The following is a 25,373-nucleotide window of genomic DNA, read 5'->3' as shown; positions in this document are numbered from 1 at the left end:
GTTAGAGGTATATAAAAAAGGGCCCCGCCGCGCGGGGCCCTTTTTGGTTGATCATAGGAATAAATAAGGTATTGAGTAAGGATTCACTTTTATTTAACCAAACCCATGCCAAAATCGAACCCGGCGTGCGTCTACAGGGCTTTTTTTTAACAGTTTTGGCATTCCAAATTGTTGCAGATCAATGACGATTGGTTAACTTGACGCACAAGTGATACATTTATACACACGCATGCGGCACCCGTCTACCCATACCTCCCGAATCCTTTTATTGGTGTGCACATGCCTGTATTGTTTTACCGGCTCCCTGCTGGCGCAGGAACAAAAAAAGGATACGGCTTTTTTCCTGGCGGGTAAAAAAGGTTTGTTGGGCTGGATAGGCAAAAGTGTTTCCGTAAGCAATCCCGATATCATTGTTCCTCCCAATGGCGCTGTGCGGAACGATTCGGCTTTCAGAAAATTCCAGGGTAAGATCATCCGTAACATAGCAATTGAGAAACTGGGCTTTAGTAAATCGGTCAACGATACCACACATGTAGTGCACAATATTTTCAACGACCTTGGCGATGCATTGCATACCAGCACGCGAAAGCATGTGATACTGAACAATCTTTTCTTTTCAAAAGGTGATACACTCTATGCTCCCCTGTTAGCAGATAACGAAAGGTTCCTGCGTGAGCTTTCTTATTTACAGGACGCGCGGATCGTAGTGAAAGAAACCGGTTGTTGTCCCGATTCAGTGGATGTGGTCATCATTTGCAAAGACGTCTTCCCCATCGGCGGAAGCATGGATGCCGGCTCTATTACCAGTGTGGGCGTTCAATTGAACGATGATAATTTCGTGGGCTCGGGCGACCGCTTACAGGTACAGGGCCTCTATGATATGGATCGACGTCCTAATTACGGAATGGGCGTTGAATACCTGAAACGCAATATTGCCGGCACTTTCCTGAACATGGCGCTGGGATACGAAACAGAAGCTCCGGCATTCAACAGTGGCCGCAGGGAAGAGAAAAATTTTTACGTGCGGGGCGATCTGCCATTGGTGAGCCCTTATCATGTTTGGACGGGTGGGTTTGGAGCAGCGCTTCATTATACCGACAATGCATATATCGGTGACTCACTCTATCAATCTGACTTCAAATACACTTACCGGCAGGCCGATGTATGGGCGGGTTACAATATCGGTGCCCGGAGCAATATTCATGAGAACCTGAAATCACGTTTGAAGCGTTTCATTGCATTAAGAGGCTTGCACCAGGATTTTGATCATATACCCGATATTTATAAAACCAGGTACAACGTCGCTTATTCCAACCAGGTAAGCGTATTGAGCTCTTTTACCATTTTTGAGCAGGATTATTATCATACCAATTTCCTCTATGGTTTCGGCCGGAATGAAGACGTTCCCGAAGGTTTCAGTCTTTCACTCACAGGCGGCTGGAGCAACCGCAATAATTTATCGAGACCCTATTTTGGCTTCGATTATCAGCGCAATTATTTCTCCAACCGGAAAAATTACATCAATTACATTGTACGCGGCGGCACTTATATTGATGAAGGCAACCTGGAAGACATGAGTTTTCTTACGAGTGTTGAATATTTTACCCGTTTGCGCAAGTTGGGCAACAGCCGGTGGTTCCTGCGTCATTTTATCAGCGGCAGCATTACCCAACAGGCACGTACAAAACTGAACGGGCCCCTGTTCCTTTCAAGCATTTATGGCATCCCGCAGCTCAGCAATGAAAACATCAGGGCCTCTACCAGGGTTACTTTCAACATGGAATCTGTTTTCTATAATACCTGGCGGTTTTTCGGGTTCAGCTTTGCGCCCTTTGGCTTTGCCAACGTTTCCTATCTCAAACAAACCGGCGTGGCCAACTTCAGCAAGGGCGATATCTATACCGCTGTTGGAGCCGGCGCCCGTACCAGGAATGAGAACCTGGTATTTGGGACCATGGAACTGCGGGCATTTTACTTTCCGCGTACCACCGGCACTTTAACCCCCTGGAACATTGAATTTACTACCAACCTCATTTACAAATACAACAGCCAGTTCATCAGGAAACCCGATTTTGCGATCATGAACTGATGACCGCTTATCACTATTTCCGGGTTGCCTTTAGGGTTTTTATTAACTTGTTCTTTCAAACAAGCATCGTTATGAAAAACAAATCTTTGTTGGCTATTGCCTGCTCGCTCTTGTTAACAACCACTGCAGCTTTTGCGCAAAATGCCAAACCCAGTCCGGCTGCCACCACCAGTGAAACCCTGGGCAATGGAGCCACTATCACCATCAATTACAGTCAGCCTGCTTTGAAAGGAAGGACCATGGGCAAAGATGTAGAACCCATGGAGGACAAAGTATGGCGTGCCGGTGCTAATGAAGCTACTGTATTCGAGACCAGCAAGGATATCACCATTGATGGTAAATCATTGCCTGCAGGTAAATATGGTTTCTTTGTATTGGTACATGGCGGAGAATGGACCCTGATCTTCAATAAGACCTGGAAACAATGGGGCGCTTTTCAATACAAAGAAGCTGATGATGCATTGAGGGTAGCGGTAAAAGCGGGTAAGACCAAAGCTCCTGTAGAAAGGCTTACTTATACCATATCCAAATCTGGTGCCGTATCACTGGCTTGGGGCAATACGGAAGCTACTTTTCACGTACGCTGACCTGTTGCTGCCTGATATGCGGCAAGCCGATCCTGGCCATCTGCAATACAACTGAGAGTGCGATCAACGCGAAGCCTGCATAAAAGCTGGCGTTCAGGTTTTTATTTTCATGGAACAGTATAAATGCCATGAGAATGCCATATACCGGTTCCAGGTTGAGGCTGAGGTTTTGCGTGAAAGCCGATACTTTTTTCAGCGCTTGCAGCATCAGGTCCATCATCAATACGGTGCAGAGCCAGCTCAGGATGAGCAGCCCTATCCAATCTTTCCACCCGGGAAATATGCTCGCTACAGGAAAATAAGCAAGATAGAAGGGCATGAGCAGGGTAAGCACTACCAGTCCGCCACTCAATTCGTACAGCATCATGGTCTGTGGCGGTGCGATGTGCACGTATTTTTTATTGAGTACTGTAAAAAGCGCTGCCAGTACAGCGCAGGCAACACCTAAGGCGATGCCTACGCGATAGCGTGCATCAAAATGGAAAATGAGCCAGATACCCAGCAGGCTGATCAATCCCAGCAAAGTTTCTACCCAGCTGAATTTCTTTGAGGTAAACACCGGTTCGAGTAATGCGGTGAAAAAGCCTACCGATGCAAAACATACCAATCCAATAGAAACATTGGAAGCTTTGATGCTTCCATAAAAAAGCACCCAGTGCAAAGCGATCAATGCACCGATACCGAACATGCGCCATACTTGTAACGGCGTTACATGATGCAGCTTTTTCTTCCATTGCAGCAAAGCAAATAAACTGACCACGGTGATCATGAGCCGGTACCATACCAGCAACCCTTCATTCAAACTGATTAAAATACCCAGGATACCGGTGAAGCCGGCCAGGAAAACCGAAATGTGTAACTTAATCAACGCCTCTTTCATCGGCGCAAAAATAATCAGAAAACGGTAGGCATTACATTTTTTACCCGTTTACGGTAATTCGTGAATAAGCTATGCCATTGCACCCTCAACACACCTATTACGCCTTCCTTGATGATGCCTTTGCTCATTTTGCTGACGCCTACTTTGCGATCGACAAAAGTGATGGGTATCTCTTTGATCTTGAAACCGAGTTTCCAGGTAGCGAATTTCATTTCTATCTGGAAAGCATAGCCCACGAACATGATCTCATCGAGGTTGATGGTTTCCAATACGGTATTACGATAGCAGACAAAGCCGGCGGTGGGATCATTAACGGGCATCCAGGTAATGAGTTTGGTATAAAGGGCGCCGCCTTTGGAATATAATTTCCTGTCGAGCGGCCAGTTCTCTGTTTTTCCTCCGGGCACGTAACGACTACCTACCGCCAGGTCGGCACCACCTGTTTTGCAGGCTTCATATAAACGCTCAAGATCATTGGGGTTATGGGAGAAATCAGCATCCATTTCAAAAATGAACTGGTACCCTCGTTCGAGGCTCCATTTGAAACCATGGATATAGGCAGTTCCCAAACCCAGTTTTCCCTTCCTTTCTTCCATGAACAACTGATCGGGATATCGTTGCATAAGTGCGCGTACAATATCCGCCGTACCATCCGGTGAACCATCGTCGATCACCAGTACATGGTAACCCTGGTTAAGATCGAATACCGCCGAAATGATGGCTTCGATGTTATCCTTTTCATTGTACGTAGGTATGATAACAAGTTTTTCCAAACAGCCAGATAAATTGAGTCGCTAAGGTACAATTCAGAAGCGTTTCAACATGCTGCCGGCAAAAAATTTACGGTAAATACTTAATGTATAACGGTCAGTAAATGATGCCTAACCTTTTTTTAATAAGGTCCGGTTCAGTATCTCGGTGAGTTTCTGCTTGGTATTCATGGCAAAATCTCCTTTCATCATCCAATCGTAATACTGGGGCTCTTCTTTGAGCACTTGTGCCACCGGCTTGCCTTTGTGTTTGCCGAAGTTGAACACTTCAATCCCTTTTTCTTTCACAAAGCGGCGGGCAAAATCTACAATATCATCTTCTCCGGTGAACTTCACAATACTTTCTACGGTGTTACCTATTTGCGGATACCGCTCTATCTGCGCTTCCAGTACTTCCCAGGTAGCGGTGGCATCCGCTTCGGCGCTATGCGCATCATCCAGTGTTTTCTGACAATAGAACTTATATGCCGCGCTCAAGGTTCGTTGCTCCATCATGTGAAATACTTTCTGTACATCCACCATCTTTTTTCCTTCCACAGAAAAAGCGATCCCTATGCGCAGGAATTCTTCAATGAGCATGGGTATATCGAACCGGTTGCTGTTGTATCCGCCCATGTCGCAATTGTCAATAAATTGTTTGACTTCGTTTGCCACCTGTTTGAAACTGGGAGCATCCTTCACCATTTCATCGGTGATGCCATGTATTGCGCTGGCGCTGGCAGGGATGGGCATCAACGGGTTGATCAGCTTGCGCTTTACCTGCCTCGAACCATCCGGCATTATTTTTACGATCGCTAATTCAACAATACGATCAACACTGATATTGACGCCGGTGGTTTCCAGGTCGATGAAAGCAATAGGTCTGCTTAGTTGGAGTTTCATGGGTAGCAAGGGTAATTATTCTGTGATTTGATTTTGCGAATGTAAGCATATCCAGGCCATCATAATTGCCACTGCTCATGAAAAGCAGTGTGGTATCCTGGTAAGCCTGTTCTTTCAACCATTGCTCCAGTGCAGCACGGTCGTTCAGCACCAGCAGACCTGGTTTGGCAAAACCTTGCTGTACTTTGTCGATAGGCAGATCGGGCATGCGTTTGAGTGCAAGGGCATGCTTGGAATAAAATACAACGGCCTGGTCGGCCTTATCCATTGCACCCTGGTATTCCTGCATGAATTTTTCATTCAGGCTGCTGAATGTATGCAGCTCCAGTACGGCTAGCAGTTTCCGGTTGGGATATTGTTGCTTCACAGCTTCAATTGTTGCCTTCACCTTACTCGGTGCGTGTGCAAAATCACGGTATACACGGGTATATTCATTAGAAGCAACGAGTTCCAGTCTTTTAGCGGCGCCTGTAAAACTGCCAATGGCCTGTACAAAATCCGGCGCTGTAATACCCATTTCTTTGCACGCATAATAAGCAGCATGCAGGTTCATGAGGTTATGGTTACCAAATACCTGCAGAAGACCGCTGCTGTTTTCAATCGTAACCTTCGTTTGTCCATCACTGATCGTATGTACCGGTACATCATAAGGCTGGTAGCGTATGTCGCTGCGTTTGTGATCGTTCACCAGTTGACGCAATACCGGATCTGTTTCATTATAAATGAGCACGCCGCCTTTTTCTATTTTTTGAATGAAGAGCACAAATTGCTCCAGGTAAAAATTGAAAGTGGGAAACACATTGATATGGTCCCAGGCGATGCCGGTAATAATGGCTACATGCGGGTAGAGAAAATGGAACTTTGGCCTTTTTTCTATGACGCTGGCGGGATATTCATCCCCTTCACATACAATGACCGGCGCATGCGTAATGTTAACCGATTGGGCAAAGCCTTCTACCCTTGCTCCTACCAGGTAATCAAAATCGCGGTGCAGTTGCCTGAGCACATGCATGATCATACTGGTAGTGGTAGTCTTGCCATGACTGCCTCCTACCACGATCCTTTTTTTATCGCGGCTCTCATGAAAAATATATTCAGGAAAAGAATATATTTTCAGTCCGAGTTCCATCGCTTTCAGCAATTCGGGGTTATCGGCTTTTGCATGCATCCCCAGGATCACCGCGTCTATATCGTTGGTAATCAGACCGGGGTGCCAGCCCATTTCTGCCGGCAACAGTCCTTCTGCCGCCAGGTTGGAACTGGCCGGTTCAAATATCTCATCGTCGGAGCCCGACACTTCATAGCCCTTGTGTTTCAATGCAATGGCCAGTTGGTGCATCACGCTGCCACCTATTGCGATAAAATGTACCTTCATCGGATGCTTATTATGATTATCTTTGGAGCAGCCGCAAATTAAGGGCTAAATATTTTATATACCTATCTGTATGAAAAAGATTCTCACTTTATCTCTTTTGGTTATACTGGGAATGAGTCTCCTTTCGTCTTGTAGTTCGTCCAGGGGCCGGGGTTGCCCTACTACTAATCCCCGTTATTTCAGAATGTAAATGGTACATCGTAGCATGAATTGGATTCCCCTTACTTCGCCGGAGCAACTGGCCGCTATTCAGCAAACGTCATTTTCCAGGCCACAGGTTATTTTCAAACACAGTACCCGTTGCAGTATCAGCTCTACCGTACTCAGTCGGCTCGAGCGTGCCGCCGCGCCGGAAGCCATTGATTTTTATTTTCTCGACCTGCTCAACTACCGGTCTTTGTCTGCACAGGTAGCCGAACAATTCCGCGTACACCACGAATCGCCGCAGGTATTGATCATCCGAAATGGCGAATGCATTTACGATGAAAGCCATACGGCCATTACCCCCGAAGAAATAGCCGAACAGGCTGCCGCCTGATCCTTTTCACTGCCTTTTATTTTTGTAAATTGCCTTAAAACAGGCAATATGATCTTAACTGTATTCGGTGCTACCGGACAAGTAGGCAAAAGAGTTGTTCAATCTGCATTGAATAAAGGATATCAGGTACGTGCATTCGGACGTAACGTGGAATACCTCTTCGATAAAGAAACCGCCAATCACCAACTGGAAGTCATCAAAGGCTATGTGTTCGATGAAGCAGAAGTATCCGACGCTGTAACAGGCGCCGATGCAGTGATCTCTGTATTGGGCGGCTCCGTTGACGGAACAGATAAGACCAGGAGCCTAGGCATCAAAAATATCATCACCCAAATGCAAAAAGCGGGCGTAAAACGGATCGTGGCACTTGGCGGAATGGGTGTATTGAATGACGAATCGGGACATTTCATTATTGAAGCAGAAACTTATCCGGAACAATACAAAGCAGTAGGACTGGAACACCTGCATGCTTATCAATACCTTCAACAGTCTCCACTCGAGTGGACCTTCGTTTGTTCTCCCGATATCCTTGACCAGGACCATACAGGCAGGTATGTTACCAATGCCGATTATCCCCCCAGTCCCAATCATTTTCAGGTAGCGGCAGGAGATATTGCTGATTTCATGGTGAATGAAGTAACGGCCGATCATTACCTGCGGCATAGGGTTGGCATCAGCAGGGGGTAAAAAAATAATGTGGTTACGGTATTATTCTCCATCTTTGCTTCAAGAAACAGCATGGAGATTGCCGGATATTTTACAGCTCTTCTCATAGGAATCTCGCTGGGCCTGATCGGTGGCGGAGGTTCGATCCTGACGATCCCTGTTTTAGTCTACCTTTTTCATATAGAACCTATTTTAGCTACGGGCTATTCTCTTTTTATCGTGGGAGGCAGTAGCCTGGCAGGCGCTTATCTCAATTACCGCAAGCAGCTGGTTAACCTGAAAGCAGCTTTTTATTTCGGATTGTCTTCCATTATTACGGTAGTGATCATGCGGAAGTTTGTAGTGCCTGCTATCCCAACGCACTTGTTTTCGATAGGCAGTTTTGTGATGACCAAGTCCATCGCCGTTATGCTGCTGTTTGCAGTGGTGATGTTTGTGGCAGCGCTGAACATGATCCGTAAAGAGACCCATTGTACAGCAGAAGGAAATGACCGGCAACTGCATTTGAGCAAGGCATTGCTACGTGGTATTGAAACCGGCATACTCACCGGCTTGCTGGGAGCAGGTGGCGGGTTCATTATCATACCCGTTTTATTATTCTCTTTTCATCTTGAAATGAAAGAAGCGGTGGGCACTTCCCTGCTCATCATTGCCATGAATTCTTTGTTCGGGTTCCTGGGCGATCTGGCCCATCATCAATTTGACTGGACCTTATTGCTGGCGATCACCGCCACTTCCATTGCAGGTACTTTTATTGGCGATCACTTCAAAACGAAATTACAGGGCAATGAATTGAAAAAGGGATTCGGATGGTTTGTATTGGTGATGGGTATCTGTATTGTTGTGAAGGAGCTTCTGTCTAATGTTTGATCGTCATATTCTCAATAACCATAGCGCTGGCGCCGCCGCCGCCGTTGCAGATACCGGCCGCTCCTATTTTGCCTCCGTGCTGTTTGAGTACATTGATGAGTGTAACAATGATGCGGGCGCCGCTGCAACCCAGTGGATGTCCCAATGATACGGCTCCTCCATGTACATTCACTTTGGCAGGATCGAGATTCATTTTTTGCATATTGGCAATCCCTACAACAGAAAACGCTTCATTCAGTTCTACAAAATCGATGTCTTTCATTTGCAATCCCGCTTTGGACACTGCTTTGGGTACAGCAAGGGAAGGCGTGGTCGTAAACCATTCCGGCGCCTGCTCGGCATCGGCATAGCTGCGAATAATTGCCAAAGGTTTAATGCCCAGTGCTTCTGCTTTTTCTTTGCTCATCAACACTACTGCTGCGGCGCCATCGTTCATGGTAGAAGCGTTGGCTGCTGTAACCGTGCCATCTTTGATGAAAGCAGGTTTGAGCTCGGGTATCTTATCGAACTTTACGTTGAAAGCGTCTTCGTCTTTTGAAAATGGAATGGGATCTCCTTTACGTTGCGGCACTGGTACCGGTATCACTTCTGCATCGAATTTTCCCTGGCTCCAGGCAGCCTGGCTTCTTTTATAACTTTCTACAGCAAACGCATCCTGTTCTTCACGTGAAATATGGCATTCTTTTGCGCACAATTCGGCTGCATTGCCCATGGCATATTGATGGTATACATCGGTGAGTCCGTCTTTGGCCAGGCCATCTACCAGGTTCACATTACCATATTTATTACCCCAGCGCATATTGGAACTGTAGAACGGCACATTGCTCATGCTCTCCATCCCACCGGCCACTATCACATCGGCATCGCCCAATAAAATACTTTGCGCACCTTGCGCAATAGCTTTCATGCCGCTGGCGCATACTTTGTTAACGGTAGTGCAGATCACACTATTGGGCAGTCCCGCAAAGGTAGCTACCTGCCTTGCCGGCGCCTGACCCAGATCTGCCTGTAACACACAGCCCATCAGCAATTCCTGTACATCGCCTGGTTGTATACCGGCTCGTTCAACAGCTGCTTTTACTGCGATAGAACCCAACCGGGTAGCCGAAAAATCTTTCAATGATCCGCCAAAACTGCCTATCGGAGTCCTCACTGCCGAAACGATGTATACTATTTTCATGAAGTAAGATATTTAAGCAAAGATAAGCCAAAGCTAACAATCGTTAACTTTTGAAGTCATGGGTATTTTCATCGTCATCCCGAGCGAAGCCGAGGGATCTGACCGAGTGTTCGAGCAGTTCCTTCGACTCGCTTCGCTCGCTCAGGATGACGTTGTTGGGAAAAGATCAGGTGTTATCTGAAAGCGCCTTAATGCCTGTTTTTGTGAACTCGATCTTCCGTTGTTTATACAGGTTTCCGGTGGTCATTTTAAATGCTTTCTTACTCATGCCAAAGAAATCATAAATCGCTTGTGGATCGGATTTATCGTGGTAAGGAAGGTATCCGTCGTGTTCCTGCAGCAGTCGTAATATTTTGGTGGCTTCGTCTTCCACTTTCTGAAAGCCCGGTTTTCCAATCACTACATCTATCTTATTATCGGGGCGGATGGTTTTGACAAAGCCCTGCATTTTATCGCCCGGACTGAGCTCGCGGAATATTTCATTGCTGTGAAGAAGGCCTGTATGCTTTCCATTGATGATCATCGAATAACCCAGTTCTGTGGGGCGATAGGCCACCAGGTCAACCAATTCCATTTCTTTTACCGTGAGCTCGTCGTTGGAAAGCAGGGCTTCGATCTTTTCGGTGGCAGCCACCCTTCCGGTCATTTCATCCAGGTATATCTTCACCAGGTATTCGGCGCCTACCCGCATACCACCCAATTGCTTGGAAGTAGGAACAAACAGGTCTTTCATTAAGCCCCAGTCAAGAAAAGCGCCCTGGCGTGTAACAGCCACTACTGTTAACTTTACAATATCTCCAACCGATCCTTTGGCTTCCTGCGTAGTAGCAATCAACCGGTTATCCGAATCGTGGTACACAAAGACCCGCACTTCGTCTCCCGCCCGTAACCCTTTGGGGGCAAGCCTTTTGGGCAGCAGGATGCCTTCTGCGCCATCATCGAGGTAGAAACCGAATTCGACTTTCCTGTTCACTTTCAACACCTGGTATGTTCCTACCCTGATCATTTGGTATGGGTTTTGTTCAAATACGAAGATACGCATAGTTACCCGCAACACCTTGTTGGCAACTTTGCAAACCCGTCTGTTCAACCTTTACTACTTTACGCACCTTATGAAACATTTTTTCCGCACCACCTTTTTAGTGATGATTTTATTCGTACAGGCTAAATGGTCAGCCGCACAATCTTTGAACGGCAGTTGGTATGGGTTGGGAACTGTGGTGGCCAATGGCGAGAACAGCAGCTATATGGCCGAATTGAAACTGAAGCAAAGGGGCAGGTTGATCAGCGGAACTTTCAGTTATTATTTCAGGGACAGTCTTTTTACCGCCAAGGTATCCGGCACTTATGATGCACCAACCAAAAAGTTGCACATCAACCCATTATCATTGATACATTACCAATCCACCAGCACCCGCATGGGGGTGGATTGTATCATGTCTGGCAACTTTACCCTGATCTCTTCCAGGACCGAATCATCGCTCTCCGGCAGCTTTACCAGCGATGCCGCACATAAGTTTACCGTACCCGATCTGAATTTCCGTTTCAGGTTTTCTGCCGATACAGCTACACTCGCGTCTGTTGAAACGGGTCTTGAACCGCTTGATACCGTTGCCAATATGGCCAGTACCAAGCGCGATAGCGTTCTGCCGGTCCGGGAAGATTTCCTGGCACGCCGCAAGACCTTTACACAAGAATTGGAGATCGCCGCTTCTTCTATTCGCGTGGAAGTTTACGACAATGGTACTATTGACAACGACATGATCTCATTGTTCTTCAACAATAAAGAGATATTACACAAAGCTTCTCTTACCCATAAAGCCATCAGGCTGAAAGTTACACTTGATTCAACGCTGACTTACAATGAACTGAGCATGTACGCCGAAAACCTGGGCACCATTCCGCCCAATACAGCAGCTATGATCATTTACGATGGCAATACGCGGCATGAATTAATACTGACAAGTGACCTGGACCAGACGGCCACCATCAGATTGAAGAAAAAGCATCAATAAGCGTTTGAACGGCAACTGAGCAATTCAGCGTTCAATTTACGGGCCAATCCCTTTGCCCCCCAGGCCATCACCTGGTGGTGATTGAATTCGAAAACAGGTTTCAGCATAAAATGACAGGCGTTCATCCATGCTTTCCTGGTAAATACATTCCAGTTATATTGAACATAAGTGATCCCGTCTTTTTCCTCAAAATACCATTCACCTATTCCATCCAGTTCTCCTGCCGCAATACCCTTCATATACCTGTAACGGTCTATCACCACCAGTTCCATATCGAATTCCAACCGATAAGGTAACACACTCTTCCAGGTATATTTCCGCACACCTCCCAGGCCTGTTTCATCGCCTGCTTTGATAACCGATACGGCCAATACACCTTTCCACCACTGCGGCCATTGTACCGAATCATAGATAAGGTCCCATACTTGCTCTAAGGGAGCACGTACTTGCCAGCGGGTAATGAATGCATAAGCTTTAGCCATAGCGCTTACTTTTATTAAGTATACGCAAAAAAACAGCCAGGGGTTTAGCCAAACAATTCGGGCGCTGTATTTTCTTCTTTGGGCCGGTGCTCCCACTCCATTTCAATACTCTTATTGAAATCGGTGAGCTTGGCGCCTACAGCTTTCCATCCCATCACTTCTACCATACTGGCTACTTTGAATTTCGCTTTGCGTATTTGGGTACCCTTTCCTGAATGCACTGTCAGTATAGGGTTTTCATCTGTAGTGGCTGTTTCCAGGCGATTGCCTTTGCCTTCTTTGATAAAGAGGAACTGCGTCTTCAGCGTAGTGGTCTCTATCTTAAAGCGCTTGATGTTGAACTGTGCTTTCTCATTATCGAGATAAACAGCGGTGATCACTTTTTCCGGATCGAATTTTTCGATGAGGATGATCTTTTCGGGTTCGAAACGCTGGGTAAGTTCCGTATCCGTCAATTCGTAACTGCCATCTTCGTATAAGACCAATACTTTTTCTTCTTCAAAACTGCCCAGGTATTGGCCTTTGCTTTCCGTATTCAACCTGCCGAATTTATCATCGAACCACAGTTTTCTGCCGGCCAGTGTAGCCCTTCCCGCTTCTTTGAATTTAACGGTTTTGATGGGATACTTGGTTACCTGGTTACCCATACTGCTCCGGCCTTTGATCTCCAGTTCTTCGAAATAAAAATCGAACTCTTTGATGCGGGCTGAACAATTGGGACTCAGTACCACTTTCACTACTTCTGCTTCACCATTGAGGTTGGGCGTGAAATAATGCACTTTACTTTTCTCCGACCCTTTGGTAAGGTTGTATTCTTTATCCCTGGTAACACCAGTTACATTGAAGCGCTTGGCATAGCTTACACCGCTGGCTCCATCAACATAGATCATGTTGTAGGTAGTGCGTTCATCGTTCTTCTGGAACACTGCGGCGTGTATGATGTCTTTTCCAATGAAGACCTTATCGGCTACCTTCACCACTTTCATCGTACCTGCTTTTGTAAAAGCAATGATATCGTCGTAGTCCGAACAATCACATAAGAACTCATCTTTCTTCAAACCCGTACCAATAAAGCCTTCGGCCCTGTTCAGGTACAGTTTGGTATTGGCGATGGCCACGTGTTTCACCTGGATGGTATCGAATTCCCTGATCTCCGTTTTACGTTCGCGTCCTTTCCCGTATTTCTTCAGCAGGGTTTCGAAATAAGCCACTGCAAAATCAGTCAGGTGCTCCAGGTCGTATTTCACCTGTTTGATATCTGCTTCAATGCCTTTGATCTGTTCATTGAGTTCATTGATATCGAGACGATAGATCCTCCGCACCGGTTTTTCGGTGAGTTTGAGTATGTCTTCCCGCTCAATGGGGCGTTTCAGTTTTTTCTTGAAGGGAACAAATGCTTTGTCAATGGCTTCAATTACTTTGTCCCAGGTAGCGTGCTTTTGCTCCAGCTCTTTGTATATCTTTTCTTCAAAGAATATTTTTTCGAGTGAGGTATAATGCCATTTGTCTTCCAGTTCTGCCAGTTTGATCTCCAACTCGCGTCCCAGCAGGTTTTTGGTATTTTCTGTAGATACCTGTAACAATTCATGCACGCCCAGAAATACCGGTCTCTGTTCACTGATCACGCAGGCGTTGGGTGAAATGCTCACTTCACAATCGGTAAAAGCGTATAGGGCATCAATGGTGATATCGGGTGATATGCCCGCCGCGAGATCGATCTGTATTTCTACTTCACTGGCGGTAACATCGATCACTTTCCTGATCTTGATCTTTCCCTGATCATTCGCTTTGGTGATACTTTCCATCAGCTGTGATGTAGTAACACCATAAGGCACATCGCGGATGACCAGCGTTTTCTTATCCAATTCTTCTATGCGTGAGCGTACCCTTACCTTGCCGCCTCTTTTTCCATCGTTATAGTTAGACACATCAATCATGCCTCCCGTTTGGAAATCGGGATACAACTCGTATTTTCTTCCTTTCAGGCATTTGATCGAAGCCTCGATCAGTTCACTGAAATTATGCGGCAATATTTTGGTTGAAAGTCCCACTGCAATACCATCAGCCCCCTGCGCCAACAGCAAAGGGAATTTCATAGGCAGGGTAACCGGCTCGTTCTTTCTTCCATCATAACTCAACTGCCAGTTAGTGGTCTTGGCATTGAAAGCCACTTCCAGCGCGAACTTCGACAAACGCGCTTCAATATAACGCGAGGCAGCCGCTTCATCACCGGTTCTTACATCGCCCCAGTTTCCCTGTGTGTCAATGAGCAGGTCTTTTTGCCCGAGGTTCACCAATGCGTCGCCAATACTGGCATCGCCATGCGGGTGGAACTGCATACTCTGACCAATGATATTGGCCACTTTATTGAAGCGTCCATCATCCATTTCTTTCATGGAATGAAGGATGCGCCGTTGTACCGGTTTCAACCCATCTTCAATAGCCGGCACCGCCCTTTCCAGTATTACATAAGAAGCATATTCCAGGAACCAGTTCTTATACTGTCCCTGTACACCGGTCTCGTTTTCAAAAATCCTGTTCTCTTTCTTTTCTTTCGCCATGATCTGCTATTTTTCAATCCGGTAGGTATCGTCCTGTCCGTCTGCCAGTGCATTGAGTTCAAAAACAACTATGTCTGTATCGGCAACCACTTCATGCCAGGCCCAGGGTTCTATCATTACCATCGCAGGCGCTTTTACTTTCAGTGTTCCTTTTTCATCGCCGCGCACATTGAACCAGTTTACGGTTGCTTCTCCCTGCATGATGATGATCTGTTCGGGATTCTTCCTGGGCGAAACGCCTTTGTGATAATGCCTTCCGCTGGAACTGCCTGCTTTGCGGTATGACACGATGAATTGTCCTGTTCTGTCGGTTTCGAACACATGCGTGGTCCCTCTTTCATCTGATCCTATCTGTTGTACTGGAATAACCTTTACCATTGTTTCTTTTTTAAACGTTTTATCCTTGTTCTTCTTCTACTGTTTCCGTTACTACTGCACCGGTACCGGGTAATTTTACTACGATCTCTTTCCATCCTTTATTCCAGTCGCCGGCAATTTCCAGTTTCCCTTCTGCTGCCAGTTCCCTGATACGCCATACCAGGAACACATCGCCGGTTTGCACTTTCATTTTTCCCAATGTAGTGCTCAGCAATCTACCCAGTTTCATGGCGCCGTTGAGGTTGGCAAAGATGTCTTTATCGTAAAAATCCACTTCTTTACCGGTGATTTTTTTACCTCCTTCCAGGAACCGCACCATTGCATTTTCCTGGCATAATTTCTTCCATTCATCCGGATCTACTTCAAACTCACTGAGGGTAATGGGACGAGCCAGGCGCATGGCTTTACGGAATTCTTTGGGTTGTATTTCGTGGAGATGGGTAGGATAAAAAATATTTCCTTTCTCATTGATGAACGGAAGATTGTTCAGGTACAATACCTGCACGCGTCCCTGGTATTCTTTCAACTGGCTCATCAGCCAATAGTAACTGCATACATCATGTGCGTTCTGTCCCATCCATATCCATAATTCCTGTTCCGGCTGTTCATCGATTACTTTCAATAATTGGTGTACTGCCAGTTTATCATCCACTATATTCAACGAATCGGTATAGGGCGAATATTCCAAAAGGGTCTTCCACCAGTCGCGCCGGGCCTGGTATCCTTCTGTTTCATAAATGTTCAGCAGCGGCCCAACCGCATAATCGTCTTTGATCTCTACTACTTCTCCCTGTAAAGCCTCATCGAGTTCCATTGCCTTTTGCAATATTGCTACGTTCGTCTGTTCAAATACTATATGAATCATTATGATTGAATAGCCTGGTTACCGCCAGGCAGGTTTAGATTGATTAAATGACCGTTTCCACTTCATCCAGTTCTACCCGCAGGTTATTGATGATGAAGTCTTGTCTTTCCATGGTATTCTTTCCCATATAATATTCCAGCAATTGCTGTATATGATCGCCCTGCTCGAGGATAACCGGTTGCACACGCATGTCTTCGCCAATGAAGCGTCCGAACTCTTCGGGTGATATCTCTCCCAATCCTTTGAAGCGCGTGATCTCAGGCTTGCCTCCCAGTTTGGTGATGGCTTTTTGTTTTTCTCCTTCATCGTAACAATACAAGGTCTCTTGTTTATTACGCACCCGGAACAGCGGTGTTTCCAGAATATATACATGCCCTCTTTTCACCAGGTCGGGGAAGAACTGTAAAAAGAAAGTCATCATGAGCAACCTGATGTGCATACCATCCACATCGGCATCGGTAGCGATGACAATATTGTTGTATCGAAGGCCTTCCAGTCCGTCTTCGATATTCAACGCATGCTGCAACAAATTAAACTCTTCATTTTCATATACCACTTTTTTGGTCAGCCCATAAGCATTCAACGGCTTACCCCGGAGACTGAACACGGCCTGTGTATCTACATTCCTAGATTTGGTAATACTTCCACTGGCGCTGTCGCCCTCTGTTATGAAAATGGTGCTATTATTCTGCGACGATACAAACTCTTCTTTGTTCTTAGAAGGCGGCTCATCATTCAGGTGCACACGGCAATCGCGCAGTTTCTTATTGTGCAGGTTGGCTTTTTTAGCACGCTCATTTGCCAGTTTTTTAATGCCTGCCAGTTCTTTTCGCTCTCTTTCGCTTTGCTCGATCCTTTTCTTCAGGGCATCGGCAATGGTGGGGTTGCGATGCAGGTAGTTATCCAGTTCTTTCGACAAAAATTCCAGCACAAAATTTTTCATACTGGGTCCATTCTCATACACATTCAACGATCCCAGTTTGGTCTTTGTCTGGCTTTCAAACACGGGCTCCTGCACCCGCACCGAAACAGCCGCCACAATGCTGGTACGTATATCGGATGCATCGTAATCTTTCTTGAAAAAATCGCGCACCACTTTTACATAAGCTTCCCTGAAAGCCTGTTGGTGGGTGCCGCCCTGTGTGGTGAATTGTCCGTTCACGAAAGAAAACAGGTCTTCGCCATAATCGTTGTTATGCGACATGGCGACTTCTATATCATTTCCTTTTAAATGAATAATGGGATAACGCAGTTCATCCGGATTGGTTTTGCGTTGCAGCAGATCGAGCAGACCGTTCTTGCTGATGTATTTTTTCCCGTTCAGGTGTATGGCCAACCCTGCGTTGAGGTAACAATAGTTCCATAACTGGTTATCGAGGTATTCGTGGATGAAATGGAAATTGCGGAATACGCTTTCATCGGGTGTGAAGGTTACCAATGTTCCGTTTTCTTCCGTGGTTTTGGCTTCTTTGTGCTCATTGACCAGCACGCCTTTCTCGAACTCTGCTGTTTTTTCTTTTCCATCACGGAAAGCCGTTACTTTAAAATACTGGCTCAATGCATTCACCGCCTTCGTACCCACACCGTTCAATCCCACACTTTTCTGGAATGCCTTGCTATCGTATTTGGCGCCGGTATTGATCTTACTCACCACATCCACCACTTTACCCAGGGGGATACCTCGTCCGTAGTCGCGCACCGTTACCTTTTTGCCTTCGATGTTGATCTCCACCTGCCTGCCATGGCCCATGGTATATTCATCGATGCAGTTATCCACAACTTCTTTGAGCAATACATAGATTCCATCATCTGGAGCGGAGCCATCGCCCAGCTTTCCAATGTACATACCGGGCCTCAACCGGATGTGTTCCCGCCAGTCGAGCGACCGTATCGATTCTTCGGTATACTCGTTTGTATTCTTCAGTTCGGCCATATATTTCCTGTCTTATTATAAATTATATTGAATCGTATTTTTCGGGGTCAAATTTCATACCGATTCCCCAACCCGCAAATCTAACCACCTCGTGCCTTGTCCCAAGTTTTATTTTCTACAAATGCCTCCACAATGTGGATAAAAAACGGAACCCATACATTTGCGCATGGTACAATTTGGCGTTGACATTCTCCTGCAACAATCTCCTTCCTGGAAAAAAGCGGCCATCGGACTGGTGACCAATCATGCGGCTACCACCCATGCATTACAACCATCACGCCGGGCATTACTGGAAGCAGGTTTCAATATTCGCGTACTTTTCGCACCGGAACATGGGCTCGATGCAAGGGGGGCCGACGGACAAGCCATGCAGGATGGCAGTGATCCGCTAACGGGCTTACCTATTGTCAGTTTATACGGACCAAAACTAGCCCCTTCGGAAGGTGATCTTGCCGGCATAGATATTTTATTGTTTGATATACCGGATATCGGCGCCCGTTTTTATACTTATCTCTGGACGCTTTCGTATGTAATCGAAGCTGCTGCTCATTTTCAAAAACCATTGGTGATATTGGACCGGCCCAACCCTGTTTCGGGCAATATGCATTTGGCAGAAGGCCCTATGATGGAACCGGATACTGCTTCCTTTATCGGCCGCTGGCCTGTTCCGGTAAGACATAGTTGCACTTTGGGAGAACTGGCGCTTTACTTCAATGCCGCACGAAAACTTGGTGCATCTATTGAAGTAGTTGCTTGCAAAGGATGGGACAGGAATAGTTTCCAACCCGATTGGGATATTCCTTTTGTTCCTACTTCACCTGCTATACAAGATTTTCAAAGCATGTTATTGTACCCGGGTCTTTGCATGCTCGAAGCCACCAATATTAGTGAAGGGCGTGGCACTCATCATGCATTCCGTGTAGCGGGAGCACCTTGGATCAACGGGCCTGTTTTGGCAAACGGACTAAAAGAAATGAGTGAGGAAGGATTATCTGTGCATGCAACTGAATTCACTCCATCTGAAGGTAAGTATGCGGGCGAACGCTGCAATGGAGTAAAGATGGAAATAACAGCACCTGATCGCTTTCAATCTGTCTGGAGCGGGTTGTTGCTGATCAAACTCATTCAATCTTTGTATCCGAAAGAATTTGCCTGGGCTCCTTATCCAACGCATGTAAACCCTTCTGGTAAAGGACACCTTGATAAGCTAACAGGATTGTGTAACAGTGAAGCCCTTTTTAGCTTGCCACTTCCCGCTTTCCTTGCAGCTATTACGAAACATACCCGCGTTGATGACTGGAAAGCGGCAACGGCTGCATATCTTTTATATTAATCCATCAGGTTTCTGATCACCACGCTGGCGGCGGTACAGCCAAAAATGGCCGGCATATAACTGATGGTACCGATAACAGATTTCTTAGGGTAGGCTTTTTCTGTTTCTATCACGCGCGACTGGTCTACTTTTTCGGCGCTGAATACCACCGTAATCCCTTTACGGATACCCAAGCCGCGCAGTTTCTTTCGTACATACTTGGCCAGGTTGCACTCGTAGGTTTTGGAAATATCCGTCACTTTTACTTGCGAAGGATCTACTTTACCTCCGGCGCCCAATGAGCTTACGATCGGTATTTTTCTTTCACGGCAGGCTTTGATGAAATGTACTTTGGGTGATAAAGTATCGATGCAATCCACTGCATAATCGAATTGCCCCGCATCCAGGATCTCAATGGTACGGCTATCGCGTATGTATTCGGTAAGCACCGTCAATTCCAATGACGGATTAATGTCTTTCAACCGGTCTGCCAGCACTTCTGCTTTCAGTTTTCCGGCGGTTGAATGCAGTGCCGGTATTTGCCGGTTAGCATTACTCAGGTCTACCGTATCTGCGTCGATGATCGTCATGCGCCCCACGCCCGACCGCGCGATCATTTCGGCACAGATACCGCCAACGCCACCCAGTCCCACCACGAGTACATTTTTGTTCATCAGTTTTTCCACTTTTTCATCGCCCAGCATCAACTGGGTACGGCTCATCCAGTAAGGGATCATGATACTACTAATTGATTATTTTAGGGTGCAAAAATGTAGTTAGTATGCGGTTTTTAAAAATTATTTCCTGTGCGGGGTTGTTATGGGTGGCGCCTGCTGCTCAGGCCCAGCCCCCTTCTCTTCAATTGTTGCAGTCTGGCAAACGGGTGAGTTTGCGTGGATTGAGTGTTGTAAACGATAGCCTGGTATGGGTCAGTGGCAGCGGGGGCACGGTAGCACGGTCTGCAGACGGTGGCCGTAGCTGGACATGGCTTACCGTTCCGGGCTATGAAAAAAGGGATTTCAGGGATATCGAGGCTTTTGACGATCGAACGGCGGTGATCATGGGCATTGCAGAACCTGCAGTGATCCTGAAAACCACCGATGGTGGCGCCAGCTGGCATAAAGTGTTTGAAGACAGTACCAAAGGCATGTTCCTCGATGCCATGCATTTTGCCAACGAAAAAACAGGCATCGTAATAGGCGACCCCATCAATAAAAAAGCTTTTTTCGCCCGCACTTACGACGGGGGCGATACCTGGGAAAAACTGAATACGGCTTCTTTTCCCGAACTGGCCGAGGGAGAAGCCTTTTTTGCTTCCAGCGGTACCAATGTTAAGCTCACCAGTTTCAACAAGGAATACACAGTTACTTTTATTTCGGGCGGCAGGAGATCTAATCTCTGGACTGGTTTCTACCACAAAGATTCGCTACCATTAATGCAGGGATTGGAAAGTACAGGCGCCAATTCCATTGCAGTGAACGAATCGGTAAACAGGGCGGTGGTGGTTGGCGGCGATTTTGCCAAAGACACCATCAGCTCAGGCAATTGCGTATTGTTATCCATTCAACCGGGCGGTGTTCAGGTATCGAAGCCTTACACCCCTCCGCATGGATACCGGTCATGCGTGATCTATTTGAATAACCAGCAACTGGTTACCTGCGGTACTTCCGGGGTGGATATTTCCACTGATGGGGGGATGAATTGGTTGCTCATCAGTAAAGAAGGGTTCCATGTGGTACAAAAAGCCAAAAACGGCAAGGCTGTATACCTGGCAGGAGGCGGCGGAAAAATCGCCCGGCTGCAGATTCCTTAAAATATGATTAAAACGAAACTTCAATTAAACCAACTGATGCCTGTAACGGTCATATATCCGTACTAGCAATACAAAAAAACTTATAGTTTTTTCCATTTTTTATGCAGCAGGGTAAAACAAGGGTAATCTGGTAACAGGTTACCCTTTGTTCTTTTTACTATTTGGCAATGAAAAAGTTATGGTTTGAAAAAAAATCAACATTTTTTTGGCAGTTATCCCACAGTCCCTATTTTTGCACTCCCAAACAACAAAAAAGGGAGCATAGCTCAGCTGGTTTAGAGCATCTGCCTTACAAGCAGAGGGTCCGCGGTTCGAACCCGTGTGCTCCCACCAAATATACCCCATAGAATTTCTATGGGGCTTTTTATGTTCATAACCTATATCATATATTCTGCTATAAAAGACCGGTTCTACATCGGGTATACAGGCGATGATATATCTGAACGCATAAGAAAACACAATACTAATCATAAAGGTTTTACCGGAGGAGTCGGAGATTGGAGCCTTAAATATGCTGAGACTTTTTTATCTAAAGAACTCGCATATAAACGAGAAAGGGAGATAAAAAGCTGGAAGAGTAGAAAAAGAATAGAGGAGTTGATTAACTCAACAGATTAGAGCATCCCGCCTTCGGCGGGAGGGTCCGCGGTTCGAACCCGTGTGCTCCCACAGAAAAAGCCTTAACAGAAATGTTGAGGCTTTTTTCATTGTAGTAAGGTTAATATAGGTGAATTGAAAAAATGGTAAATTTAAATTCCCATTGATTCAATCACAATACGTATGGCCAAAGTCAGAAAACTCCTTGCATTAGCTGCCGGACTTAACACCATTATATTCGTTGGCGAAATGCTTGGTGGCGCCGAAGGGCATAGCACCAGCCTGATCATGGATGGAGTACATAATTTTTCTGATGAACTGGCGCTGGTTTGTCTTTTTCTGGCTTACCTGTTGCCTGTTACCATGTCGCGCAATTTCCAGCGCCTGGCCAATGTGCTCAATTCCATCGGACTCATTTCCATCAGCGTTTTCCTGATATGGCAATCTGTGAATAATATCATTCATCCTGTGCCAACTATTGGCTATATACCATTGATAGCCGGACTACTGGCAGCCATTGCTAACTGGGGTGTTGCCAGGATATTGTATTCCATTAAAGACAGAAACGCTGCTATTCGTCTCACCTATATACACATTGTAGGCGATGTGTATGTTTCACTGGCGCCCGTGGTTGCAGGCCTGCTGGTGTTATTGACAGGCAAATATATCTTTGACCCCATCATCGCCATTTTAGTAGGCGTATGGTTGATCTGGGCTACCATCAAAGAAATTGCACATTCTCACGATGAGCTCATCTGGCCGGAGCATGTAGCTGATCAATAAACCAGTTCTCCGAATACACCATTCTTGTAATCTTCCATTGCCTGGTTGACCTCTTCCTGTGTGTTCATTACAAAATTATCTTTCGCAGCAACCGGTTCATCAATGGGTTCGGCCGACAGAAACAATACCTGTGCATTTTCTTCTGCAGTAACGATCACTTCGTCATTTTCTTTTTGAAACACTACCAGGTGATGTGCAGCAATACTTTCCTGGTTGATGTTCACCATACCTTTTGCTATGTATAGCAAAGTCCAGTAACCCGGCGTGGCCGTGAACTGTACTTGTTTTCCTTTTGCAATGGTTCCAATAATAGATATAACAGGTGTGAAACTTTTCAATGGACCTGTCTTGCCTTCATATTCACCGCTCACCAATCGCAAAGACACACCCTCCTGTTCCAACACAGTTGGCTGTGATGCCTGCGGTGCCGATTGATAAGAAGGCGGATCCCATTTTTTTGCTTTGGGCACATTTACCCAAATCTGGATCAACTCCTGCGTTCCTCCTTTTGCGAGCAAATCTTTGGTTGGCCCTTCACTATGCAACAATCCTTTTCCTGCAAACATCCATTGCGCTCCACCTGCCCTGATCACTTCATCATGTCCCGCATTGTCTTTATGGTATCCTTCTCCCTGCAATTGAAAAGTAACAGGTGCAAAGCCCCTGTGCGGATGTGGGTGGATACGCAATTCCTGGCCCGGACTAATGGTATCCGGACCAAGATGGTGTATTACAATAAATGGATTGGCAAACCTGAAATCTTTATGTGGCAAGGGTTGTATCACTTTTTCTTCCTTGGTGATCAGCTTTTCCCTTCCCTCTAATACATGTTCAATTGATTTTTTCATGGTTAACACAGTTTAGGTTATTCTAATACACCAAATTTACCGGATTGAAACTCCTGGATCGCATCGTATATCTCTTCCTGCGTGTTCATCACAAAAGGTCCGTAACTGGCAATCGGTTCGTCGATAGGTTCACCGCTCATTACCAGCAATATAGCTTGTTCTGCAGCTTTGATATTGATATCGGTGCCTTCGTTTTTGAATAATATAAAACTATGTTCCGGCGCTTTCTCGCCATTCACTTCAATAGATCCGTTCACAACAAGTATCGCTGTATTATAATGAGCGGGCAGGCTGGTGCTGACTTCTTTACCTGCATTCAGTTTGATATCAAAGAGGTTCACAGGTGAATAAGTAGCAGCAGGTCCTTTTACACCATTGAATTCACCGGCGATCACATTCACCACACCGCCGTCATTGGGCAATATCGCTTTCCCCATCATATCGGCTGTAAGCGCCTGGTAATGGGCGGGCGTCAGCTTGTCTTTTTTGGGCAGGTTCACCCATAATTGAACCATTTCAAAGGGTCCGCCTTTTTTAGCGTATTCTTTTTCGTGGTATTCTTTGTGCAATATACCGCCACCAGCTGTCATCCATTGCACATCACCGGGATTGATCACGCCGCTGTTACCGGCGCTATCGTGGTGTGCCACGCTTCCCTGGTAAGCAATGGTAACGGTTTCAAATCCTTTGTGCGGGTGTACATCTACACCACGGGGAACAGCAGAGGGGCCGAAGTCATACGCTGCATTGAAATCGAGCATCAGGAAGGGACTGATCCTGCGCTGTGTAATATTGGCTCCCGGGATAAAATTATACACCCGGAATCCATCTCCTACCATGCCTGGTCTGGCCGGCCTGGGTATTATTCTCTCGATTGATTTTTTCATGATATGCTCCTTTAATTTATTGAATATTTACTTTGGGTTTAAATGCATCATCGGTTACCGAAAATGAATGCTTGTGTGCTGCTTTTTGTTTGTTAAGCGCAAGCGTTACTCGTTCAACGACTTCATGCAATTGCGTTGGCTCATAGGTTACAATAAGCCCATATGCTTGCTGATGCAGGAAAAGCTTTTGCAGTTTCCTGGCTTCCTGCTCTCCTATTGAATTGGCCAGCAACAGTACATCGAAATGGAACTGGTGAAATTTTTCAATGGCATTTTCATCCGATGAAACACCAATGCTGTTCCAGGATGCATTGCTGCTTACTGCATCCAGCGCTTGAAGCAGGCTTGACTCGTTGAAATCTACTACCAGTATCTCTGTCTTGTTCATATCATCTCCTTTTTTTACAACACAAAAATACGCCGGCAGCCTGGCGGCTTCCAATAACCTATCTTAACAAAAATTCTTAACCTAGATTATTTTTTGGGAGGAGTTTGGCTCAGCATTTTGCTCAGGAATTCGGGAGTGACCCCAATGTAGGCAGCTATCTGTTTTTGAGGGAGGCATTGTATGAGAGAAGGATACAATTGGCAAAAATTTTCGTAGCGCTCGCGGGCCGAGAGGCTTAAATTGTTAAGGAGCCGGTGTTGATAGGTGGCCAGCGATTTTTCGGCCAGTACGCGGAAGAAGTGTTCGAATTGGGGTATCTGTTGATATAATTTATCCAGGTCTGATTTTAACAACAACAATACGGTGCTGTCATCTATTGCATCGATGTACAAAGTGGCCGGCTCCTGCGCAATAAAGCTTTTCATATCACCGATCCACCATCCGGGCGGCGCGAACTGCAGCACATGCTCAAACCCGTTTTTATCTATGGAATAACTTCTCAAACAACCATCGGTTACAAAACAGGCATACCTGTTCACATCACCCTCCTGCAACAGGAATTGTTTGCGTTTCACTTTTTTATAGGTAAGCAAAGCCGTGAAATACGCTGTTTCTTCCTGCGTTAATTGTATGTGTTGGGTGATATGTTTCAGTAACAGATCGTATTCCATAAC

26 protein-coding genes and 1 tRNA gene are annotated in these 25,373 nt (G+C 46.0%); 11 read left to right on the top strand and 16 right to left on the bottom strand.

The window, feature by feature from the left end; translation table 11 throughout:
- The first annotated feature begins 208 nt into the window (after window positions 1–208).
- Both SEDOR53_RS0111815 and SEDOR53_RS0111810 read left to right on the top strand, forming a co-directional pair.
- Window positions 209–2,089 carry a hypothetical protein gene (locus SEDOR53_RS0111815; RefSeq protein ID WP_157576787.1) on the top strand — a complete coding sequence of 627 codons (1,881 nt, stop codon included), beginning with the start codon at window positions 209–211 and terminating at the stop codon, window positions 2,087–2,089.
- 71 nt (window positions 2,090–2,160) lie between these two features.
- A complete protein-coding gene (locus SEDOR53_RS0111810; RefSeq protein WP_037327915.1) occupies window positions 2,161–2,676 on the top strand; it encodes a DUF2911 domain-containing protein in 516 nt (171 codons plus the stop codon).
- Here SEDOR53_RS0111810 and SEDOR53_RS0111805 read toward each other — a convergent pair.
- From SEDOR53_RS0111805 to murC, 4 genes are all read right to left on the bottom strand, one after another.
- Window positions 2,657–3,556: a DMT family transporter gene (locus tag SEDOR53_RS0111805; protein ID WP_026769912.1), complete on the bottom strand. Its 900-nt coding sequence runs from the start codon at window positions 3,554–3,556 to the stop codon at window positions 2,657–2,659. The genes SEDOR53_RS0111810 and SEDOR53_RS0111805 overlap by 20 nt on opposite strands.
- 14 nt (window positions 3,557–3,570) lie before the next feature.
- Window positions 3,571–4,329 carry a polyprenol monophosphomannose synthase gene (locus SEDOR53_RS17825; protein WP_037361149.1) on the bottom strand — a complete coding sequence of 253 codons (759 nt, stop codon included), beginning with the start codon at window positions 4,327–4,329 and terminating at the stop codon, window positions 3,571–3,573.
- A 108-nt stretch (window positions 4,330–4,437) separates the two neighbouring features.
- Entirely contained in the window at window positions 4,438–5,208 is a 771-nt protein-coding gene (locus SEDOR53_RS0111795) for a 3'-5' exonuclease (protein WP_026769911.1), read from the bottom strand.
- Window positions 5,138–6,583 (bottom strand): UDP-N-acetylmuramate--L-alanine ligase, encoded by a 1,446-nt coding sequence (gene murC, locus SEDOR53_RS17820; RefSeq protein ID WP_084220419.1) that lies wholly within the window; start codon window positions 6,581–6,583, stop codon window positions 5,138–5,140. The genes SEDOR53_RS0111795 and murC overlap by 71 nt, the downstream gene beginning before the upstream one ends.
- Window positions 6,584–6,788: 205 nt before the next feature.
- On the opposite strand from murC, the gene ytxJ reads away from it, so the two are divergent.
- Genes ytxJ through SEDOR53_RS0111775 form a run of 3 tightly spaced genes read left to right on the top strand, consistent with a single transcriptional unit; the run spans window position 6,789 to window position 8,657 of the window.
- Window positions 6,789–7,121, top strand: a complete 333-nt coding sequence (gene ytxJ, locus SEDOR53_RS0111785) for a bacillithiol system redox-active protein YtxJ (protein ID WP_026769910.1) — start codon at window positions 6,789–6,791, stop codon at window positions 7,119–7,121.
- 48 nt (window positions 7,122–7,169) lie between these two features.
- Window positions 7,170–7,808, top strand: a complete 639-nt coding sequence (locus tag SEDOR53_RS0111780; protein ID WP_026769909.1) for an NAD(P)-dependent oxidoreductase — start codon at window positions 7,170–7,172, stop codon at window positions 7,806–7,808.
- A gap of 9 nt (window positions 7,809–7,817) precedes the next feature.
- Window positions 7,818–8,657 (top strand): sulfite exporter TauE/SafE family protein, encoded by an 840-nt coding sequence (locus tag SEDOR53_RS0111775; protein WP_232214771.1) that lies wholly within the window; start codon window positions 7,818–7,820, stop codon window positions 8,655–8,657.
- Here the strand turns inward: SEDOR53_RS0111775 and SEDOR53_RS0111770 are convergent.
- Window positions 8,647–9,837 (bottom strand): acetyl-CoA C-acyltransferase, encoded by a 1,191-nt coding sequence (locus tag SEDOR53_RS0111770; RefSeq protein WP_026769907.1) that lies wholly within the window; start codon window positions 9,835–9,837, stop codon window positions 8,647–8,649. The genes SEDOR53_RS0111775 and SEDOR53_RS0111770 overlap by 11 nt on opposite strands.
- A 166-nt stretch (window positions 9,838–10,003) precedes the next feature.
- Window positions 10,004–10,843, bottom strand: coding sequence for a S1 RNA-binding domain-containing protein (locus tag SEDOR53_RS0111760; RefSeq protein WP_026769906.1), 840 nt, complete (start codon window positions 10,841–10,843; stop codon window positions 10,004–10,006).
- 106 nt (window positions 10,844–10,949) lie between these two features.
- Here SEDOR53_RS0111760 and SEDOR53_RS0111755 point away from each other — a divergent pair, with 106 nt between their 5' ends.
- Entirely contained in the window at window positions 10,950–11,852 is a 903-nt protein-coding gene (locus tag SEDOR53_RS0111755) for a hypothetical protein (protein WP_026769905.1), read from the top strand.
- Here SEDOR53_RS0111755 and SEDOR53_RS0111750 read toward each other — a convergent pair.
- Genes SEDOR53_RS0111750 through SEDOR53_RS0111730 form a run of 5 tightly spaced genes read right to left on the bottom strand, consistent with a single transcriptional unit; the run spans window position 11,846 to window position 18,071 of the window.
- Entirely contained in the window at window positions 11,846–12,334 is a 489-nt protein-coding gene (locus SEDOR53_RS0111750) for an SRPBCC family protein (protein ID WP_026769904.1), read from the bottom strand. The two genes, SEDOR53_RS0111755 and SEDOR53_RS0111750, sit on opposite strands and share 7 nt — an antisense overlap.
- Before the next feature lie 44 nt (window positions 12,335–12,378).
- Window positions 12,379–14,895 carry a DNA gyrase/topoisomerase IV subunit A gene (locus SEDOR53_RS0111745; RefSeq protein WP_026769903.1) on the bottom strand — a complete coding sequence of 839 codons (2,517 nt, stop codon included), beginning with the start codon at window positions 14,893–14,895 and terminating at the stop codon, window positions 12,379–12,381.
- A 6-nt stretch (window positions 14,896–14,901) separates the two neighbouring features.
- Window positions 14,902–15,273, bottom strand: coding sequence for a hypothetical protein (locus tag SEDOR53_RS0111740; protein ID WP_026769902.1), 372 nt, complete (start codon window positions 15,271–15,273; stop codon window positions 14,902–14,904).
- A 19-nt stretch (window positions 15,274–15,292) separates the two neighbouring features.
- On the bottom strand, window positions 15,293–16,138 hold the full coding sequence (locus tag SEDOR53_RS17815; RefSeq protein ID WP_051416615.1) for a DUF1835 domain-containing protein: 846 nt from the start codon (window positions 16,136–16,138) through the stop codon (window positions 15,293–15,295).
- Between the two features lie 43 nt (window positions 16,139–16,181).
- Window positions 16,182–18,071 (bottom strand): DNA topoisomerase IV subunit B, encoded by a 1,890-nt coding sequence (locus tag SEDOR53_RS0111730; RefSeq protein WP_026769901.1) that lies wholly within the window; start codon window positions 18,069–18,071, stop codon window positions 16,182–16,184.
- 166 nt (window positions 18,072–18,237) lie between these two features.
- Here SEDOR53_RS0111730 and SEDOR53_RS0111725 point away from each other — a divergent pair, with 166 nt between their 5' ends.
- Entirely contained in the window at window positions 18,238–19,404 is a 1,167-nt protein-coding gene (locus SEDOR53_RS0111725; RefSeq protein WP_026769900.1) for an exo-beta-N-acetylmuramidase NamZ domain-containing protein, read from the top strand.
- Here SEDOR53_RS0111725 and SEDOR53_RS0111720 read toward each other — a convergent pair.
- Window positions 19,401–20,120 (bottom strand): ThiF family adenylyltransferase, encoded by a 720-nt coding sequence (locus SEDOR53_RS0111720; RefSeq protein ID WP_026769899.1) that lies wholly within the window; start codon window positions 20,118–20,120, stop codon window positions 19,401–19,403. The genes SEDOR53_RS0111725 and SEDOR53_RS0111720 overlap by 4 nt on opposite strands.
- Before the next feature lie 44 nt (window positions 20,121–20,164).
- Here SEDOR53_RS0111720 and SEDOR53_RS0111715 point away from each other — a divergent pair, with 44 nt between their 5' ends.
- From SEDOR53_RS0111715 to SEDOR53_RS0111700, 4 genes are all read left to right on the top strand, one after another.
- A complete protein-coding gene (locus SEDOR53_RS0111715) occupies window positions 20,165–21,196 on the top strand; it encodes a YCF48-related protein (RefSeq protein ID WP_051416614.1) in 1,032 nt (343 codons plus the stop codon).
- Window positions 21,197–21,451: 255 nt separating this feature from the next.
- Window positions 21,452–21,529: transfer RNA gene (locus tag SEDOR53_RS0111710), tRNA-Val, on the top strand.
- Window positions 21,530–21,550: 21 nt separating this feature from the next.
- Window positions 21,551–21,814, top strand: coding sequence for a GIY-YIG nuclease family protein (locus SEDOR53_RS0111705; protein ID WP_369751303.1), 264 nt, complete (start codon window positions 21,551–21,553; stop codon window positions 21,812–21,814).
- 162 nt (window positions 21,815–21,976) lie between these two features.
- The gene (locus SEDOR53_RS0111700; RefSeq protein WP_026769896.1) at window positions 21,977–22,576 is read left to right on the top strand and encodes a cation transporter; all 600 of its coding nucleotides are present in this window, start codon (window positions 21,977–21,979) and stop codon (window positions 22,574–22,576) included.
- Here the strand turns inward: SEDOR53_RS0111700 and SEDOR53_RS0111695 are convergent.
- The 4 genes from SEDOR53_RS0111695 to SEDOR53_RS0111680 all read right to left on the bottom strand — a co-directional run bounded on the left by SEDOR53_RS0111695 (window position 22,570) and on the right by SEDOR53_RS0111680 (window position 25,370).
- Window positions 22,570–23,424: a pirin family protein gene (locus SEDOR53_RS0111695; RefSeq protein WP_026769895.1), complete on the bottom strand. Its 855-nt coding sequence runs from the start codon at window positions 23,422–23,424 to the stop codon at window positions 22,570–22,572. The two genes, SEDOR53_RS0111700 and SEDOR53_RS0111695, sit on opposite strands and share 7 nt — an antisense overlap.
- Window positions 23,425–23,441: 17 nt before the next feature.
- Window positions 23,442–24,311 (bottom strand): pirin family protein, encoded by an 870-nt coding sequence (locus SEDOR53_RS0111690; RefSeq protein ID WP_026769894.1) that lies wholly within the window; start codon window positions 24,309–24,311, stop codon window positions 23,442–23,444.
- A gap of 16 nt (window positions 24,312–24,327) precedes the next feature.
- Window positions 24,328–24,699, bottom strand: coding sequence for a hypothetical protein (locus SEDOR53_RS0111685; RefSeq protein ID WP_157576783.1), 372 nt, complete (start codon window positions 24,697–24,699; stop codon window positions 24,328–24,330).
- Between the two features lie 86 nt (window positions 24,700–24,785).
- A complete protein-coding gene (locus SEDOR53_RS0111680) occupies window positions 24,786–25,370 on the bottom strand; it encodes a Crp/Fnr family transcriptional regulator (protein WP_026769892.1) in 585 nt (194 codons plus the stop codon).
- Window positions 25,371–25,373: the final 3 nt, after the last annotated feature.

This window comes from Asinibacterium sp. OR53 (assembly GCF_000515315.1).
Lineage (GTDB): Bacteria > Bacteroidota > Bacteroidia > Chitinophagales > Chitinophagaceae > Sediminibacterium.
The sequence above is the reverse complement of the archived record's forward strand: the minus strand, read 5'-3'. Positions and strand labels throughout refer to the sequence as shown.

Coding starts and splice junctions, on each gene's coding strand:
- SEDOR53_RS0111810 (WP_037327915.1), top strand. CDS start 2,161: ATGAAAAACAAATCTTTGTTGGCTATTGCCTGCTCGCTCTTGTTAACA.
- SEDOR53_RS0111805 (WP_026769912.1), bottom strand. CDS start 3,556: ATGAAAGAGGCGTTGATTAAGTTACACATTTCGGTTTTCCTGGCCGGC.
- SEDOR53_RS0111795 (WP_026769911.1), bottom strand. CDS start 5,208: ATGAAACTCCAACTAAGCAGACCTATTGCTTTCATCGACCTGGAAACC.
- murC (WP_084220419.1), bottom strand. CDS start 6,583: ATGAAGGTACATTTTATCGCAATAGGTGGCAGCGTGATGCACCAACTG.
- ytxJ (WP_026769910.1), top strand. CDS start 6,789: ATGAATTGGATTCCCCTTACTTCGCCGGAGCAACTGGCCGCTATTCAG.
- SEDOR53_RS0111780 (WP_026769909.1), top strand. CDS start 7,170: ATGATCTTAACTGTATTCGGTGCTACCGGACAAGTAGGCAAAAGAGTT.
- SEDOR53_RS0111770 (WP_026769907.1), bottom strand. CDS start 9,837: ATGAAAATAGTATACATCGTTTCGGCAGTGAGGACTCCGATAGGCAGT.
- SEDOR53_RS0111760 (WP_026769906.1), bottom strand. CDS start 10,843: ATGATCAGGGTAGGAACATACCAGGTGTTGAAAGTGAACAGGAAAGTC.
- SEDOR53_RS0111755 (WP_026769905.1), top strand. CDS start 10,950: ATGAAACATTTTTTCCGCACCACCTTTTTAGTGATGATTTTATTCGTA.
- SEDOR53_RS0111750 (WP_026769904.1), bottom strand. CDS start 12,334: ATGGCTAAAGCTTATGCATTCATTACCCGCTGGCAAGTACGTGCTCCC.
- SEDOR53_RS0111745 (WP_026769903.1), bottom strand. CDS start 14,895: ATGGCGAAAGAAAAGAAAGAGAACAGGATTTTTGAAAACGAGACCGGT.
- SEDOR53_RS0111740 (WP_026769902.1), bottom strand. CDS start 15,273: ATGGTAAAGGTTATTCCAGTACAACAGATAGGATCAGATGAAAGAGGG.
- SEDOR53_RS17815 (WP_051416615.1), bottom strand. CDS start 16,138: ATGATTCATATAGTATTTGAACAGACGAACGTAGCAATATTGCAAAAG.
- SEDOR53_RS0111730 (WP_026769901.1), bottom strand. CDS start 18,071: ATGGCCGAACTGAAGAATACAAACGAGTATACCGAAGAATCGATACGG.
- SEDOR53_RS0111725 (WP_026769900.1), top strand. CDS start 18,238: ATGGTACAATTTGGCGTTGACATTCTCCTGCAACAATCTCCTTCCTGG.
- SEDOR53_RS0111720 (WP_026769899.1), bottom strand. CDS start 20,120: ATGATCCCTTACTGGATGAGCCGTACCCAGTTGATGCTGGGCGATGAA.
- SEDOR53_RS0111715 (WP_051416614.1), top strand. CDS start 20,165: ATGCGGTTTTTAAAAATTATTTCCTGTGCGGGGTTGTTATGGGTGGCG.
- SEDOR53_RS0111705 (WP_369751303.1), top strand. CDS start 21,551: ATGGGGCTTTTTATGTTCATAACCTATATCATATATTCTGCTATAAAA.
- SEDOR53_RS0111700 (WP_026769896.1), top strand. CDS start 21,977: ATGGCCAAAGTCAGAAAACTCCTTGCATTAGCTGCCGGACTTAACACC.
- SEDOR53_RS0111695 (WP_026769895.1), bottom strand. CDS start 23,424: ATGAAAAAATCAATTGAACATGTATTAGAGGGAAGGGAAAAGCTGATC.
- SEDOR53_RS0111690 (WP_026769894.1), bottom strand. CDS start 24,311: ATGAAAAAATCAATCGAGAGAATAATACCCAGGCCGGCCAGACCAGGC.
- SEDOR53_RS0111685 (WP_157576783.1), bottom strand. CDS start 24,699: ATGAACAAGACAGAGATACTGGTAGTAGATTTCAACGAGTCAAGCCTG.
- SEDOR53_RS0111680 (WP_026769892.1), bottom strand. CDS start 25,370: ATGGAATACGATCTGTTACTGAAACATATCACCCAACACATACAATTA.